The sequence below is a fragment of the Streptomyces sp. NPDC055099 genome (assembly GCF_053607685.1).
The window spans coordinates 55,993-70,055 of the sequence record NZ_JBSGUA010000025.1 but is presented as its reverse complement, the minus strand read 5'-3'; the positions used below and the strand labels follow the sequence as shown (position 1 = coordinate 70,055).

Genomic DNA, 14,063 nt, shown 5'->3' with positions numbered 1-14,063 from the left:
CCCCGGCCGCCGCTCCGCCGGGGTGGGGGCACGGTGGCCTAGGCTGGACGGGTGACGACCCCGGAAACCGAGCCTACGCAGCCTCAGACGCCCGATCCCGATGACGTGACCGCTGGTCGCGGAGGCCCTGACGGGGCAGCGGGGCAGGGTGGCGCTGCGCGGCCGGAGGACCGCCTCGAGAAGGCGGTACGGGCGGCGGAGCAGGCGCTGATCGAGTACGAGATCGCCGTGGAGACGTTCCGGGTCGAGGTGGAGAACTTCTCTCGGCTGCACCACCAGAAGCTTGGCCCGATGTACGCGCGGCTCGACGAGCTGGACGCCGAGATCGCCGAGGCCCGGGCCGCCCGCAGCGGTGACCCCGAGGACCGGCGCAAGGCGGACGAGGCGCGGGCGCGGGTCATGCCGATGCCGGGGGTCGAGGAACTGTTCCACGGGTGGATGGATGGCGAGGGCCTCTACCCGGAGGCCGCCGCGATGCTGACCGATCAGTCGGTGCGGCCGCCGCAGCGGGTGCGGCCCAGTGACGAGGCCCGCAAGCTCTACCGCGAGCTCGTCCGCAAGTCCCACCCCGACCTCGCCCAGGACGACCAGGAGCGCGGGCGCCGCGAGGAGTTCATCACGCGGGTGAACGCCGCGTACGCGCGTGGCGACGTGCCCTTGCTGCGGGAGCTGTCCGAGGAGTGGGCCGCGGGTCCTGTGCGCGAGCAGCAGTGGCCGAGCAAGAGCGAGGAGCTCTACGCCCGTCTTGAGTGGCTCTCCCAGCGCAAGGAGCTGCTCTCAGTGGTCGCGCGGGAGCTGGAGGAGGGGGCGATCGGCGCGATGCTGCGGATGGCGCCGGACGATCCGGATCAGCTCCTCGAGGAGATCGCCGAGCAGTTGCTCGCGCAGGTCACCGAGCGTGAGGCGGAGCTTGCGCGGCTGACGGCCTAGCGGGTCGGGTAGCGTCGGACGCATGGCTTTCGGATCTCATGTGCCCACGGTCGGTGTCGGCGACCTCGCGAGCGGCGACTTTCTCCTGGACGTCCGTGAGGACGAGGAGTGGCAGGCGGGTCATGCCGCGGGTGCGCTGCACATTCCGATGAGCGAGTTCGTCGCCCGGTACGGCGAGTTGACCGAGGCCGCCCCGCAGGACGGCAAGGTCAATGTCATCTGCCGGGTCGGCGGTCGTTCGGCGCAGGTCGCCATGTACCTCGTCCAGCAGGGGATCGACGCGGTGAACGTCGACGGTGGCATGCAGAGCTGGGAGGCCGCGGGCCGGCCCGTCGTCGACGACAAGGGCCAGCCGGGCGTCGTGATCTAGTTCGGCGGCGCTGCGGGTGCCGGGCTTCTGGTTTCGGGCCCGCGGCCTTCAGCCGAGGGGGTGGGCGGCCAGTAGGTCGCCGAGGGTCTCCTCGTGTGCCGCTGCCGGGCCGAGGGACAGCTCCAGTTGCTTGGCCCACGCGTGGTAGCGGTGCAGGGGGTAGTCGGTGTCGGATCCGAAGCCGCCGTGCAGGTGCTGGGCTGTCTGCACCACCCTTCGTACGCCCTCTGATGCCCAGATCTTGGCGACGGCCACGTCTCCCGTGGCGGGCAGGGCGCCGCTCGCGCCGGTGCTGATGCGCCAGGCGGCCTGCCAGAGGGTGACCTCCATCGCGCGCAGGTCGATGTAGCGGTCGGCGGCCTGTACCGCCACGGCCTGGAAAGTGGCGACGGGGAAGCCGAACTGCTCGCGCTTGCCGGTGTATTCGCCGGTCATGCTCAGCACGCTCTCGCCGAGGCCGAGCGCGAGGGCGCAGGTTCCGGTGGCGAGCAGGTCGCGCAGCCAGTCCCAGGCTCCGTCGGTGTCGATGACGTCGGTGCCGTCGATCCGTACGGATGCGAGGTTGATCTCGCCGAGGCGTTCGCCGCTCGTGGACACCTGATCGGCGAGGGTGAGGCCCTCGTGCTCGCGGGGGATCAGGGCGAGGAGGGTGCGGCCGGCGGATGTGTGGGCGGGTACCACGATGAGGTCGGCGTTCTGTGCCCAGGGAACGGCGGTCTGTGTGCCGTCGAGCAGCCAGGCGTCGCCGTCCTGGCGTGCGGTGACGGCCAGTTCGGCGGGGTCGTGTCCGCTGCGGCCGTTCGCCGCGACGGTCAGGACGAGCTCGCCGCGGCCCGCCTTCGCGAGGATGCGCTGCTTCAGTTCCTGGCTGCCGTAGTTCTGTACGACGTACGCGGCGGCGCTGCTCTCCAGGAGCGGTACTCGGGCGAGGTTCTTCGCGGACTCGCGCAGGATCAGGCAGAGGGCGATGGCGTCCAGGCCCGCGCCGCCGTGCTCGGGGGCGAGGAGCAGGCTCAGCAGGTCGGCTTCGGCGAGCTTGGCCCACAGGGGGCGGTCGAAGTCCTCGGCGACGGCGCCTGGTACGAGGGCGGGGCTTGGTACGCCGTCGGGGGCGACGGAGGCGAAGAGCGCCTTCGCCGCCTCGACGGCGGCCTGCTGTTCCTCGGTGAAGGTGAAGTCCACTGCTTGTCCTCCCGCGCACCGGCCCGACGGTTCTGTCCTTGCCACGCCCGCCGTTTCTGACGGGTCGTCAAGATAGAACAGGTTCTACGGGAAGGGAACAGTGAACGTCGCGGTCGCCACAGTCACCACAGTCGCCGCGGTCGCCGCAGCCGAAGGGACGGGGGGAATTCCTCAGCGGTCGAAGTCCAACTCCACTGCGTCCGTGGCCGGGTGGGACTGGCACGCGAGCACGTATCCCGCGTCGGTCTCCTCCGGCTCCAGGGCGAAGTTGCGGTCCATCCGCACCTCGCCCGAGACCCGGAAGGCGCGGCAGGTCCCGCACACCCCGCCCTTGCAGGCGTACGGCGCGTCCGCGCGGTTGCGCAGCACGGTGTCGAGGAGGGATTCCCCGTCCCGCACCGGCCAGGTGCCGGATCGCCCGTCGAGCGTCACCGTCACGGTGCTGTGCGCGGGGGCGGCCGTCGCGGCGGCGGGGCTGGGGGCCGTGAGGCCGCCGTCCACGTGGAAGATCTCCTGGTGGATGCGCTGACGCGTCACGCCGAGGCCGCGCAGTGTCTTCTCCGCGCCCTGCACGAGGCCGAGTGGGCCGCACAGGAACCAGCCCGCGATCTCCTGGACGGGCAGCAGCGCCGGCAGCAGCCTGCCGAGCCGCTCCTCGTCGAGCCGCCCGGAGTCGAGCCCCGACTGCTGCTCCTCCCGGGAGAGCACGGTGACCAGCTGGAACCGGTCAGGCCAGCGGTCCTTGAGGTCGGCGACCTCCTCCAGGAACATCGTCGACGCGGCCGTGCGATCACTGCGTATCAGGCAGAACGTGGCGTCTGGTTCGCGTTCGAGGAGGGTCGTGACGATGGAGAGCACCGGGGTGATGCCGCTGCCGCCGACGACGGCCGCATAGCGGCCGGGTGCCGGGTCCAGCGTGAAGCGCCCGGCCGGGGTCATCACTTCGAGGAGGTCGCCGACGGCGATTTCCTTCAGGGCGTACGTCGAGAAGGCGCCGCCTTCGACGAAGCGCACCCCGACCCGCAGGGTCCGCGGCTCCGAGGGGCTTTCGGGGTGGGGCGCGGGTGCGCAGATCGAGTACGTGCGCCGGATCTCGGTGCCATCGGCGAAGCGGCGCAGGGCGAGATGCTGGCCCGGCACGAAGCGGTACTCCTCGCGCAGGGCGGGGGGCACCTCGAAGGTCAGGGTCACGGAGTCGTCGGTGAGCCGCTCGACCGCCGCTACCCGGAGCTGGTGGAAGCGGGCCATCACAACTCCTTGAAGTGGTCGAAGGGTTCACGGCAGGAGACGCACCGGCGCAGGGCCTTGCAGGCCGTCGACGAGAAGCGGCTGAGCAGTTCGGTGTCGGTCGAGCCGCAGTGCGGGCAGCGGACCGAGAGGGTGAGGGGTATCGGGCCGCCGGCGCTGTGCGGGCGCGGGGGTGCGATGCCGAACTCGGCGAGTTTGCGGCGGCCCTCGGCGCTGATGTCGTCCGTCGACCAGGCGGGGGAGAGCACGGTGCGCACGGAGATCTCCGCCATGCCGCGCTCGCGCAGGACCTGCTCGATGTCGGCGGTCATGGTCTCTATGGCCGGGCAGCCGGTGTACGTGGGGGTCAGCTCGACGTCGACCTTGCCGATGCCGCGTACGTGCACGCCGCGCAGCACCCCGAGCTCGGCCAGCGTGATGACCGGCAGCTCCGGGTCGGGCACGGAGCCCGCCAGGGCGAGGAGCTCCTCTTCGAGGGCGGTGGTCACCATGACGCCCCCGGGTGGCTGCGGTGCAGGTGCTGCATCTCGGCGAGCATCCGTCCGAAGGATTCGGTGTGCAGGCCCTGGCGGCCCGCGCCGGCCGCCCAGGCCCCTTCCTGCGGGCCGGTGGGCACGGTCAGGGTGGCCTTCTCGATGACGGCGGTCACCGAGGCGGTCCAGCTCGTGCGCAGCGCCGGCCAGTCGACGCCTGCCGAGGCATTCGTCGTGCCGTCGAGGCCTTCGACCGGTTGGAACATCTCGCCGGTGAAACGCCAGAGTGCGTCGAGCCCGCGCTGCATGCGCTCGTGGCTCTCCGCGGTGCCGTCGCCGAGCCGCAGTGTCCACTGCTCCGCGTGGTCCTGGTGATAGGCGACTTCCTTGACCGCCTTCGCCGCCAGCGGGGCGAACGTGCTGTCGCCGCTCGCCAACGCGCCGTACAGCAGCGTTTGGTACGTGGAGAAGTAGAGCTGGCGGGCGATGGTGTGGGCGAAGTCGCCGTTCGGCTGCTCGACCAGCTGGAGGTTACGGAAGGCGCGTTCCTCGCGGAGGTAGGCCAGTTCGTCCTCGTCCCCGGCCAGGGAGAGCAGGACGCGTGCCTGGCCGAGCAGGTCGAGGGCGATGTTCGCCAGGGCGACCTCTTCTTCGAGGACGGGCGCGTGGCCCGCCCACTCCCCCAGCCGGTGCGAGAGCACCAGGGCGTCGTCGCCCAGGGCGAGGGCGGTGGCGGTGGCCGTCGGGGCCAGGGGTGCGGTCACAGGTGCTTCACCCCGTCCGGGATGTCGTAGAACGTCGGGTGGCGGTAGGGCTTGTCGCCCGCCGGTTCGAAGAAGGAGTCCTTCTCGTCGGGCGATGAGGCGGTGATCTGGGTGGACGGCACGACCCAGATCGAGACGCCTTCGCTCCGGCGGGTGTAGAGGTCGCGGGCGTTGCGCAGGGCCATTTCCGCGTCCGGCGCGTGCAGGCTGCCGGCGTGGGTGTGGGAGAGCCCGCGGCGGGAGCGCACGAACACCTCCCACAGCGGCCAGTCGGTCGAGCTGCTCATGCCTTCGCCTCCCCGTGCTTGGCGGCGAACGCCGCTGCTGCCTCGCGCACCCACGCGCCTTCTTCGTGCGCGCTCCTGCGCTGCGTGATCCGCTGTTCGTTGCACGGGCCGTTGCCCTTGAGGACCGCCCAGAACTCCGTCCAGTCGATCGGGCCGAAGTCGTGATGTCCCCGCTCTTCGTTCCACGCGAGGTCCGGGTCGGGGAGCGTGAGCCCGAGGGACTCGGCCTGGGGGACGCAGATGTCCACGAAGCGCTGGCGCAGCTCGTCGTTCGAGTGACGCTTGATCTTCCAGGTCATCGACTGTTCCGAGTGCGACGACTCGTCGTCGGGCGGGCCGAACATCATCAGGGACGGCCACCACCAGCGGTTCACCGCGTCCTGTGCCATGGCGTGCTGGGCCTCGGTGCCCTGGCTGAGGGCGAGCAGGGATTCGTATCCCTGGCGCTGGTGGAACGACTCCTCCTTGCAGACGCGGACCATCGCGCGGGCATAGGGGCCGTACGAACAGCGGCAGAGCGGGACTTGGTTCGTGATCGCGGCGCCGTCCACCAGCCAGCCGATCGCGCCGACGTCGGCCCAGGTCAGCGTGGGGTAGTTGAAGATCGACGAGTACTTCTGGCGGCCCGAGTGCAGTTTGTCGAGCAGTTCGTCGCGGCTGGTGCCCAGGGTTTCGGCCGCGCTGTAGAGATACAGGCCGTGGCCGGCTTCGTCCTGGACCTTGGCCATGAGGATCGCCTTGCGCCGCAGGGACGGGGCGCGGGTGATCCAGTTGGCCTCTGGCTGCATGCCGATGATCTCGGAGTGGGCGTGCTGGGCGATCTGCCTGACCAGTGAGGCGCGATAGGCGTCGGGCATCCAGTCCCGGGGCTCGATGCGCTCGTCGGCCGCGACCGCGGCGTCGAATGCCGCTTCGTGTGCCGCCGTGCGTGCGGCGTCGGCCGCTGCCTGGTCCGGTCCGGACCGGGCCGTCTGATGCTCGGCTGCTGTCGCCATCGCGGTCCCCCTCGACCTTTAGCTAGCTACCGACCGATCGTTCGGTTCGTGGAATTCAATGGTGCGGCTCAGCGCCATAAGGTGTCAACCCTGTGGATAACTTCACGGACGCTGTGCCTGGCGCGCAGGCATGAGTACCGTTCCGCTGCGACGGGCGGTCGAGAGCCGTGTGACGGGCGGCCGACGGGTGCATCACCGTGCGGGATCGGAAACGGGGCCAAATGGACGCGAACGACAACAACGCGCACGAGTCGCCGCCCCCACCCATCGACGCCGCCTCCTCGCCCATCGACGCCGCTTCCTCGCCCGCCGAGGGCGCCCCCGCCGCCCCGTCGTCGGAAGCCGCCCCGGGAGCCGCGGCCCACACCCTGGTGACAGCCACCCCGCCCGAGCCGCGTACCGGCATCGCCGCCCTCTCCCCGCGCTACCAGGCGGTGGCCGCGCTCGCCCTCGCGCTCATCGCCGTCACGGCCTGCGTCCACGTGGGGATGCTCTTCCTGCATGTCGCCCCCGCGAACACCATGACCAAGCAGCACGGGGAGGCCGTCGACGACTGGATCTACCCCGAGTTCGAGCAGAACTGGAAGCTCTTCGCGCCCAACCCGATGCAGCAGAACATCGCGGTGCAGGCCCGCGCCGAGATCCGTACGGCCGACGGCTCGACCCGGACGACCGGCTGGTACGACCTGTCGGCGCGCGACGGAGCCGCCATCGACGGCAATCTGCTGCCCAGCCACACGCAGCAGAACGAGCTGCGAAGGGCCTGGGACTTCTACGTGGGCGCGCACGACGCGCAGAATCGTCCCCGCGGCCTGCGCGGTCAGCTCTCGGAGCGCTACATCCGCCGCATCGTGATGATGCGCGTCGAGCGTGAGGAACCCCTGGACCGGGGCGCCGGCATCGAGCGCGTCCAGGTCCGCTCGAAGACCACGAACGTGCCGCCCCCGGAGTGGAGCGACGAGAAGGTCTCGACGAAACCGGTGATCCGCCAGCTGCCGTGGTGGTCCGTGACACCCGACGACATGCCCCTGGGCAAGGCCCGGGAAGCTGAGGTGGAAGCCCGATGAACCGCTTCGGCTCCCTGCTCGGGCGCGGCATCGAGCACGTCACCGCGTCCGCTCTCGGCCCCTATCAGACCGCCGTGATCCGCATCGGGTTCGCCGCCACCTGGCTGCTCTTCCTGTTGCGTGAACTCCCCCACCGCCGGGAGCTCTACGGCCCCGACGGCCCGTGGAGCTGGGACATGGCCCAGCAGCTCATCGCGGAGAACGACGCCTTCACGGCCCTGATGTGGTCCGACGGGCACGTCTGGTTCGAGGTCGTCTACGCACTCGCCGTCCTTAGCAGCGCCCTGCTGATGCTCGGCTGGCGCACGCGCACGATGTCCGTGCTCTTCATGATCGGCGTGCTCTCGCTGCAGAACCGCTCCATCTTCATGGGCGACGGCGGCGACAACGTCATCCACCTCATGGCCACCTATCTGGTGTTCACGCGCTGCGGCCAGGTCTGGTCGCTCGACGCCCGCCGAGCGGCACGCGCGCGTGCCGCCTCCGTCGGTGACGGGAAGGCGCCGGTCGACCTGTTGGGAACGGCGCAGCCCGCCGACAAGGTGGGGCCCGTGCTGTGGTGGATGCTCGGGCTCGGTCTCTCCGTGGTGACGTTCATGGGAGAGCTCAGCGGGGGCTGGCTGCTGGTCTTCTGGGGGCTGTGGTGCGCGCACGCCCTGTGGTGGGCGGTCGGACGGCGCGCGCCCGACGGTGAGGCGCGCAAGCTGCTCGACGTCATCGTCAGGCTCGCGCACAACGCCGCACTCCTTGTGATCATGGTCGAGGCGTGTCTGATCTACGCGACGGCCGGCTGGTACAAGATCCAGGGCAGCCGCTGGCAGGACGGCACGGCCGTTTACTACCCGTTGCGTCTCGACTACTTCTCCCCCTGGCCCGCACTCTCCGACCTGCTCGTCTCGCACGGCCTGATGGTGATGCTGGTGACGTACGGGACGGTCGCCGTGCAGGTCGCCTTCCCCTTCACCCTCTTCAACAGGCGGGTCAAGAACGTCCTGCTGGCCGCCATGATCTTCGAGCACGCGGTCATCGCGGTCCTCCTCGGCCTGCCGTTCTTCTCGCTCGCGATGATCGCGGCCGACGCGGTGTTCCTGCCGACGTCGTTCCTGCGCCGCGTCGGGGGATGGACGGCACGCGCGCGTGGAGCGCTGTTCTCGCGCTTGCCGCGCCCCGGCGCGGTGCCGGGGCAGCGCGGCACGGACGAGGAACCGGCCCCGGAATCCCCCGAGCACGCGCGCGTAGGCTTTCCCTCATGAACGGGACGTACGGGGGATGAGCGGGACGCACCAGAGTGGACCGGACGGTGCTGTGCGGGCCTGGCGGGAGATCTCCGAGACCTCCGTGCTCCTCGACGGCTTCCACGCCATCAAGCACGCGCTGCGTTTCGCGGCGCACGTCCCCTCGGCGCTGACCAGCGACAGGGCCGCCGTGCTCGCCCTAGCCGACGAGCTCGCGCCGGACGTGAAGGACGCCCTCGACGCGCTTCTCGTGCAGGTTCCGGACAGCACCCTGCGCGCCCTCGTGCCGCGTCTGCATCCCACGGGGGTGGCGGCCCTGGCGGCACGCCCCTCCCGCACGGCCAACCTCGACACGCTGGCCCGCATGCCGAGGAGCGCGCCGGTCGTGGTCCTCGACGATCCGCGCAATCTGGGCAACGCCGGGGCCGTGATCCGGCTCGCGGCGGGCTTCGGGGCGACGGGAGTCGTCACCACCGGCACGCTCGACCCCTGGCATCCCACGGTCGTACGCGGTGGCGCGGGCCTGCACTTCGCCACGGCCGTCGAGCGGATGGACGTCGCCGCGCTGCCGCCGGGGCCGGTGTTCGCGCTCGACGCGGAGGGCGAGGACATCCGCGGTCTCAAGCTGCCGGACGACGCCGTGCTGGCCTTCGGGTCCGAGCGCAGCGGTCTGTCGGCGCCGCTGCGGGAGCGCGCCGATCACTTGGTGTCCCTGCCGATGCGGCCCCAGGTCTCCAGCTACAACCTGGCCACCAGCGTCGGCATGACGCTCTTCCACTGGTCGGCGGGCAGGCCTCCGGGCACGGAGGCCTGAACCCGCCGCCGGGCGTCAGGCGTCCCTGCGGATCTCCACCACACGGAAGCGGTTGGCGACGAAGGCGCCGTCGCACAGGGCTGCGTTCGCGGCGGGGTTGCCGCCCGAGCCGTGGAAGTCCGAGAAGGCCGCCGTCTGGTTCACATAGACGCCGCCCGTGAGGTTCAAGGAGAGCTGGGCGCACTCCTCCAGGCAGGTCTCCTCCACGGCGCCGGACACCTCGTCCGACGTCGTGTACGCGCCGACCGTCATCGCGCCCTTGTCGCGCACCGTGCGGCGCAGCAGGTCCACGGCGTCCGCGGCCGAGTCGACCGCGACGGCGAAGGAGACGGGGCCGAAGCACTCCTCGAGATACACCGCCTCGGCGTCCGGCTTGGCGCCGTCCAGCTTGACGATGACGGGGGTGCGGACCACGGCGTCAGGGAACTCGGGGTTGCTGATCTCCCGTGAGGGGAGGGCCACTTCGCCGAGGCCGGCCGCCGCCTCCAGGCGTGCCTTCACGTCCGGGTTCACCAGGGCGCCGAGGATGCCGTTCGCCCGGGCGTCGTCGCCGAGCAGGCCGTTCACCGACGCGGCCAGGTCGGACACCACCTCGTCGTACGACTTCGCGCCCGCGTCCGTCGTGATGCCGTCCCGGGGGATCAGGAGGTTCTGCGGGGTCGTGCACATCTGGCCGCTGTAGAGGGACAGGGAGAAGGCCAGGTTCGACAGCATCCCCTTGTAGTTGTCCGTCGAGTCCACGACGACCGTGTTCACGCCGGCCTTTTCCGTGTAGACCTGTGCCTGGCGGGCGTTGGCCTCCAGCCAGTCGCCGAAGGCGGTCGACCCCGTGTAGTCGATGATCTTGATCTCGGGGCGGACGGCGAGGGTCTTGGCGATGCCCTCGCCCGGTCGCTCGGCGGCCAGGCACACCAGGTTCGGGTCGAAGCCCGCGTCGGCGAGGGTCTCGCGCGCGATGCGCACCGTCAGCGCGAGTGGGAGCACCGCGCGCGGGTGGGGCTTGACCAGGACGGGGTTGCCGGTGGCCAGGGAGGCGAACAGGCCCGGATAGCCGTTCCACGTCGGGAAGGTGTTGCAGCCGATCAGGAGCGCGATGCCGCGGGCCACGGGCGTGAAGCGCTTGTCCAGGCCGATCGGGTCCCGCTTGCCCTGGGGCTTGGACCACTCCGCGTTGTCGGGGGTGCGGGCCTGCTCGACGTACGCGTACGCCACCGCTTCGAGGCCTCGGTCCTGGGCGTGCGGGCCGCCCGCCTGGAAGGCCATCATGAAGGCCTGGCCGCTGGTGTGCATGACCGCGTGCGCCATCTCGTGCGTGCGGGCGCTGATGCGCGACAGGATCTCCAGACAGACCATCGCGCGCACTTCCGCGCCCGCCTCGCGCCACGCGCGCATCCCGGTGCGCATGGCGGGCAGCAGCGTGTCGATGTCCGGGTGGGGGTACGTGATGCCCAGCTCGGGCCCGTACGGAGAGACCTCCGCGCCTGTCCAGTCGTCCGTGCCCGGTTGGTCGAGCTCGAAGCGGCTGCCCAGGAGGGCGTCGAAGGCGGCCTTGCCGTCGGGCAGGCTCAGGCTGCCGTTCTCCCCGTAGGCCTTGGGGTGTTCGGGGTGCGGCGACCAGTACGCGCGCGTGCGGATCGTCTCCAGCGCCTGGTCGAGTGTGGGCCGGTGCGTGGCGATCAGCTGGTGCGCAGTGAGTTCGGCGGCCATATCGGACCAACTCCTCGTCGAGCCGGCTCTTCGTCGAGCCGGCGAGCTGGGCAGGGCAGTGCGGGAACGCACGGACAGAGCTAGAGTAACCGAACGATCGGTCGGGACAAGGGGGTCCGGCCAACCTGTGGACAACTTCTCGCCGGGCACCCCCGCACCCTCCGGCGGACACCTCGTGCGGGAGGATCGCGAGCATGACAGCACTCGAGCTCAGCAGCCCCGTTGCCGTCGTCGGCACCGGAACCATGGGCCAGGGCATCGCCCAGGTCGCCCTGCTGGCGGGCCACCCCGTGCGGCTGTACGACGCCATGGAGGGGCAGGCGAAGACCGCGGCCGCCGCCATCGCCGCACGCCTCGACCGCCTCGTCGCCAAGGGCAGGCTCACGGCGGAGGACCGGTCCGCCGCGGGGGACCGGCTCGCACCGGTCGCCGGTCTCGCCGAGCTCACCGGGTGCGGACTCGTCATCGAGGCGGTCCTGGAGCAACTTCCGGTCAAACAGCGCCTCTTCGAAGAGCTGGAAGAGATCGTCGACGAGAACTGCCTCCTCGCCACGAACACCTCCTCCCTCTCCGTCACCGCCATCGCGGGCACGCTCAAGAAGCCAGGCCGCTTCGTCGGCCTGCACTTCTTCAACCCCGCACCGCTGCTCCCCCTCGTCGAGGTCGTCAGCGGCTCCGCGACCGACGAAACGGCCGCCACGCGCGCGTACGAGACGGCGCGCGCCTGGGGCAAGACACCGGTGCGCAGCGCGGACACCCCCGGCTTCATCGTCAACCGCGTCGCCCGCCCCTTCTACGCCGAGGCGCTGCGCCTGCACGAGGAGCGGGCCGCCGACCCGGCCACCATTGACGCCGTCCTGCGCGAATGCGGCGGCTTCAAGATGGGCCCCTTCGAGCTGACCGACCTCATCGGCCAGGACGTGAACGAGGCCGTCACCCGCTCCGTGTGGGAGTCCTTCTTCCAGGACCCCAAGTTCACGCCGTCACTCGCCCAGCGCCGCCTCGTCGAATCACGCCGCCTGGGCCGCAAGTCGGGACAGGGCTGGTACGCCTACGGGGACGACGCCCCGCGCGCGGAGCCGCACACCGCGGCCCCCGCACCGGCCCCGGCGTCCGTCGCGGTGCACGGGAGGCTCTTCCAGGCGCACGCCCTCATCGAGCTGATCGTCGGCGCGGGGATCGACGTCGCGTACGAGGAGCCCATCGACCCCGAGCACCCCGGCTGGATCGAACTGCCCGCCGGAGGGAAGCTCTTCCTCGCCGACGGCTGTGCCGCGGACGACGCCGACGCACCGGTCATCCACTTCGATCTAGCGCTGGACTACAGGGCGGCGACCAGGATGGCCCTGGCGCCCGCCGCGAAGGTGAGCGACGACCAGCTCCGTGAGGCCGTGGGTCTCTTCCAGGCGCTGGGCAAGCAGGTCAGTGTCGTCGCCGACGTCCCGGGGCTGATCGTGGCCCGTACCGTCGCCATGCTCGTCGACTTCGCCCAGGACGCCGTCGCACGCGGTGTCGCCGACAAGGAGGACGTCGACACGGCGATGCGCCTCGGCGTCAACTACCCGCGCGGACCGCTCGCGTGGGGCGAGGAACTCGGCGCGGGCTGGGTCCGCGAAACGCTGGAGAGACTGCACCTGGAGTACCCCACCGGCCGCTACGCGCCCTCCCAGGCGCTGCGCCGCGCGGCAGCGCGAGAGGACCACCGCTCATGACCACCACCAGGCGCGACACGTACACCCCGGAGACCCTCCTGACGGTGGCGGTCCGGGTCTTCAACGAGCGCGGTTACGACGGCACGTCCATGGAGCACCTCTCCAAGGCCGCCGGTATCTCCAAGTCCTCGATCTACCACCACGTCTCCGGCAAGGAAGAGCTGCTGCGCCGCGCGGTGAGCCGGGCGCTCGACGGGCTCTTCGGGATCCTCACCGAGGACCACGCGCGCGTGGGCACCGCCGTGCAGCGCCTGGAGCACGTCACGCGGCGCACCGTCGAGGTGCTGATCGCGGAACTGCCCTACGTGACGCTGCTGCTGCGCGTGCGCGGCAACACGGACACCGAGCGGTGGGCCATGGAGCGGCGCAGGGAGTTCGACCAGCAGGTCGCCGACCTGCTCAAGGAGGCCGTGGCCGACGGCGACCTGCGCTCGGACGTCGAGCTGCGCCTCGCCACCCGGCTGCTCTTCGGGATGATCAACTCGATCGTGGAGTGGTACCGCCCGGACGCCCGTGGTGCCTCGTCGGGCGAGCAGGTCGCCGATGCCGTCGTCCAGCTCGCCTTCGCGGGGCTCCGCAGCAGCGGCTGACGGGACAGCTCTCCGGCTCGGTCAGCCAGGCCCGCCCGGTCAGTTCTCCGGCTCCAGGTCGTCCTCCTCGAAGACCAGCAACGTACGCGTGCTGAGCACCTCGGGGATGGACTGAAGCCGGGTCAGGACCAGCTCGCGCAGCGCTCGGTTGTCCGGCGTGTGCACCAGGAGCAGCACGTCGAAGTCGCCGCTGACCAGCGCGATGTGCGAGGCGCCCGGCAGCGTGCGCAGATGTTCGCGGACCGTGCGCCAGGTGTTCTGGACGATCTTGAGCGTGATGTACGCGGACGCGCCCTGGCCCGCCCGCTCGTGGTTGATCCGGGCGCCGAAGCCCCGGATGACCCCGTCGTCGATGAGCCGGTTGATGCGCGCGTACGCGTTCGCCCGTGACACATGGACGCGCTCGGCCACGGCCCGTATCGACGCGCGACCGTCCGTGTGCAGGATCTGCAGGATGTCGCGGTCGATCGAGTCCAGCGGGCGCGGCAGGGGTTCCTGGCGGTCCCCGGCCGGGTCCCTCGGGCGGGGCAGGCCCTCCTGGCGGTCCCCGGGCCGGCCTTCCGGACGATCACCGTCGCGTCCGTCGGCCATTCGTTCAGATGCCATGTCCCCCCGCCTCCCTACCATGGACGTACTGCATCCATCCCAGGCTGTGCAGAACCGTTTGTCCACAGCCTGGAGGTGCCTGT

General features: G+C 70.9%; 15 protein-coding genes. 7 read left to right on the top strand and 8 right to left on the bottom strand.

Annotation, left to right across the window (positions count from 1 at the left end):
- Nucleotides 1-105 precede the first annotated feature (105 nt).
- Together ACWFRU_RS38240 and ACWFRU_RS38235 are read left to right on the top strand one after the other, a co-directional pair.
- A complete protein-coding gene (locus ACWFRU_RS38240; protein WP_453692774.1) occupies nucleotides 106-930 on the top strand; it encodes a J domain-containing protein in 825 nt (274 codons plus the stop codon).
- 22 nt (nucleotides 931-952) lie between these two features.
- A complete protein-coding gene (locus tag ACWFRU_RS38235; RefSeq protein WP_453692772.1) occupies nucleotides 953-1,300 on the top strand; it encodes a rhodanese-like domain-containing protein in 348 nt (115 codons plus the stop codon).
- A 48-nt stretch (nucleotides 1,301-1,348) separates the two neighbouring features.
- Here ACWFRU_RS38235 and ACWFRU_RS38230 read toward each other — a convergent pair whose 3' ends face one another.
- From ACWFRU_RS38230 to paaA, 6 genes are all read right to left on the bottom strand, one after another.
- A complete protein-coding gene (locus tag ACWFRU_RS38230) occupies nucleotides 1,349-2,482 on the bottom strand; it encodes an acyl-CoA dehydrogenase family protein (RefSeq protein ID WP_453692770.1) in 1,134 nt (377 codons plus the stop codon).
- A 171-nt stretch (nucleotides 2,483-2,653) separates the two neighbouring features.
- Nucleotides 2,654-3,730, bottom strand: coding sequence for a 1,2-phenylacetyl-CoA epoxidase subunit PaaE (gene paaE / locus ACWFRU_RS38225; RefSeq protein ID WP_453692769.1), 1,077 nt, complete (start codon nucleotides 3,728-3,730; stop codon nucleotides 2,654-2,656).
- Nucleotides 3,730-4,221, bottom strand: a complete 492-nt coding sequence (gene paaD / locus ACWFRU_RS38220) for a 1,2-phenylacetyl-CoA epoxidase subunit PaaD (RefSeq protein ID WP_453451364.1) — start codon at nucleotides 4,219-4,221, stop codon at nucleotides 3,730-3,732. Before paaD ends, paaE begins: the two co-directional genes overlap by 1 nt.
- Nucleotides 4,215-4,967: a 1,2-phenylacetyl-CoA epoxidase subunit PaaC gene (paaC, locus tag ACWFRU_RS38215; protein WP_453692766.1), complete on the bottom strand. Its 753-nt coding sequence runs from the start codon at nucleotides 4,965-4,967 to the stop codon at nucleotides 4,215-4,217. Before paaC ends, paaD begins: the two co-directional genes overlap by 7 nt.
- On the bottom strand, nucleotides 4,964-5,254 hold the full coding sequence (gene paaB / locus ACWFRU_RS38210; RefSeq protein ID WP_160506146.1) for a 1,2-phenylacetyl-CoA epoxidase subunit PaaB: 291 nt from the start codon (nucleotides 5,252-5,254) through the stop codon (nucleotides 4,964-4,966). Before paaB ends, paaC begins: the two co-directional genes overlap by 4 nt.
- Nucleotides 5,251-6,249 (bottom strand): 1,2-phenylacetyl-CoA epoxidase subunit PaaA, encoded by a 999-nt coding sequence (paaA, locus tag ACWFRU_RS38205; RefSeq protein ID WP_453692764.1) that lies wholly within the window; start codon nucleotides 6,247-6,249, stop codon nucleotides 5,251-5,253. Before paaA ends, paaB begins: the two co-directional genes overlap by 4 nt.
- A gap of 221 nt (nucleotides 6,250-6,470) precedes the next feature.
- Between paaA and ACWFRU_RS38200 the strand changes: the two genes are divergently transcribed.
- The 3 genes from ACWFRU_RS38200 to ACWFRU_RS38190 are packed head-to-tail and all read left to right on the top strand — an operon-like array spanning nucleotide 6,471 to nucleotide 9,365.
- Nucleotides 6,471-7,316, top strand: a complete 846-nt coding sequence (locus tag ACWFRU_RS38200; RefSeq protein ID WP_453692762.1) for a DUF5819 family protein — start codon at nucleotides 6,471-6,473, stop codon at nucleotides 7,314-7,316.
- On the top strand, nucleotides 7,313-8,569 hold the full coding sequence (locus ACWFRU_RS38195) for an HTTM domain-containing protein (protein ID WP_453692760.1): 1,257 nt from the start codon (nucleotides 7,313-7,315) through the stop codon (nucleotides 8,567-8,569). The genes ACWFRU_RS38200 and ACWFRU_RS38195 overlap by 4 nt, the downstream gene beginning before the upstream one ends.
- 16 nt (nucleotides 8,570-8,585) lie before the next feature.
- The gene (locus ACWFRU_RS38190; RefSeq protein ID WP_453692758.1) at nucleotides 8,586-9,365 is read left to right on the top strand and encodes a TrmH family RNA methyltransferase; all 780 of its coding nucleotides are present in this window, start codon (nucleotides 8,586-8,588) and stop codon (nucleotides 9,363-9,365) included.
- A gap of 15 nt (nucleotides 9,366-9,380) precedes the next feature.
- Here the strand turns inward: ACWFRU_RS38190 and paaN are convergent, their stop codons facing one another.
- Complete coding sequence (gene paaN / locus ACWFRU_RS38185; protein ID WP_453692756.1) at nucleotides 9,381-11,072, bottom strand: phenylacetic acid degradation protein PaaN; 1,692 nt, start codon at nucleotides 11,070-11,072, stop codon at nucleotides 9,381-9,383.
- A gap of 194 nt (nucleotides 11,073-11,266) precedes the next feature.
- Between paaN and ACWFRU_RS38180 the strand changes: the two genes are divergently transcribed.
- Nucleotides 11,267-12,784 (top strand): 3-hydroxyacyl-CoA dehydrogenase, encoded by a 1,518-nt coding sequence (locus ACWFRU_RS38180; protein WP_453692754.1) that lies wholly within the window; start codon nucleotides 11,267-11,269, stop codon nucleotides 12,782-12,784.
- Complete coding sequence (locus ACWFRU_RS38175) at nucleotides 12,781-13,374, top strand: TetR/AcrR family transcriptional regulator (protein ID WP_453692752.1); 594 nt, start codon at nucleotides 12,781-12,783, stop codon at nucleotides 13,372-13,374. Before ACWFRU_RS38180 ends, ACWFRU_RS38175 begins: the two co-directional genes overlap by 4 nt.
- Nucleotides 13,375-13,413: 39 nt before the next feature.
- On the opposite strand, the gene ACWFRU_RS38170 is transcribed toward ACWFRU_RS38175, so the two are convergent.
- Nucleotides 13,414-13,980, bottom strand: a complete 567-nt coding sequence (locus tag ACWFRU_RS38170) for an Lrp/AsnC family transcriptional regulator (RefSeq protein ID WP_453692750.1) — start codon at nucleotides 13,978-13,980, stop codon at nucleotides 13,414-13,416.
- Between the last annotated feature and the right edge of the window lie 83 nt (nucleotides 13,981-14,063).

What these genes read in the sequence shown, in the direction of transcription:
- ACWFRU_RS38180 (WP_453692754.1), top strand. Translation starts at nt 11,267, where the DNA reads ATGACAGCACTCGAGCTCAGCAGCCCCGTTGCCGTCGTCGGCACCGGA.
- paaA (WP_453692764.1), bottom strand. Translation starts at nt 6,249, where the DNA reads ATGGCGACAGCAGCCGAGCATCAGACGGCCCGGTCCGGACCGGACCAG.
- paaD (WP_453451364.1), bottom strand. Translation starts at nt 4,221, where the DNA reads ATGGTGACCACCGCCCTCGAAGAGGAGCTCCTCGCCCTGGCGGGCTCC.
- paaB (WP_160506146.1), bottom strand. Translation starts at nt 5,254, where the DNA reads ATGAGCAGCTCGACCGACTGGCCGCTGTGGGAGGTGTTCGTGCGCTCC.
- paaN (WP_453692756.1), bottom strand. Translation starts at nt 11,072, where the DNA reads ATGGCCGCCGAACTCACTGCGCACCAGCTGATCGCCACGCACCGGCCC.
- ACWFRU_RS38190 (WP_453692758.1), top strand. Translation starts at nt 8,586, where the DNA reads ATGAGCGGGACGCACCAGAGTGGACCGGACGGTGCTGTGCGGGCCTGG.
- ACWFRU_RS38200 (WP_453692762.1), top strand. Translation starts at nt 6,471, where the DNA reads ATGGACGCGAACGACAACAACGCGCACGAGTCGCCGCCCCCACCCATC.
- ACWFRU_RS38175 (WP_453692752.1), top strand. Translation starts at nt 12,781, where the DNA reads ATGACCACCACCAGGCGCGACACGTACACCCCGGAGACCCTCCTGACG.
- ACWFRU_RS38195 (WP_453692760.1), top strand. Translation starts at nt 7,313, where the DNA reads ATGAACCGCTTCGGCTCCCTGCTCGGGCGCGGCATCGAGCACGTCACC.
- ACWFRU_RS38170 (WP_453692750.1), bottom strand. Translation starts at nt 13,980, where the DNA reads ATGGCATCTGAACGAATGGCCGACGGACGCGACGGTGATCGTCCGGAA.
- paaE (WP_453692769.1), bottom strand. Translation starts at nt 3,730, where the DNA reads ATGGCCCGCTTCCACCAGCTCCGGGTAGCGGCGGTCGAGCGGCTCACC.
- ACWFRU_RS38235 (WP_453692772.1), top strand. Translation starts at nt 953, where the DNA reads ATGGCTTTCGGATCTCATGTGCCCACGGTCGGTGTCGGCGACCTCGCG.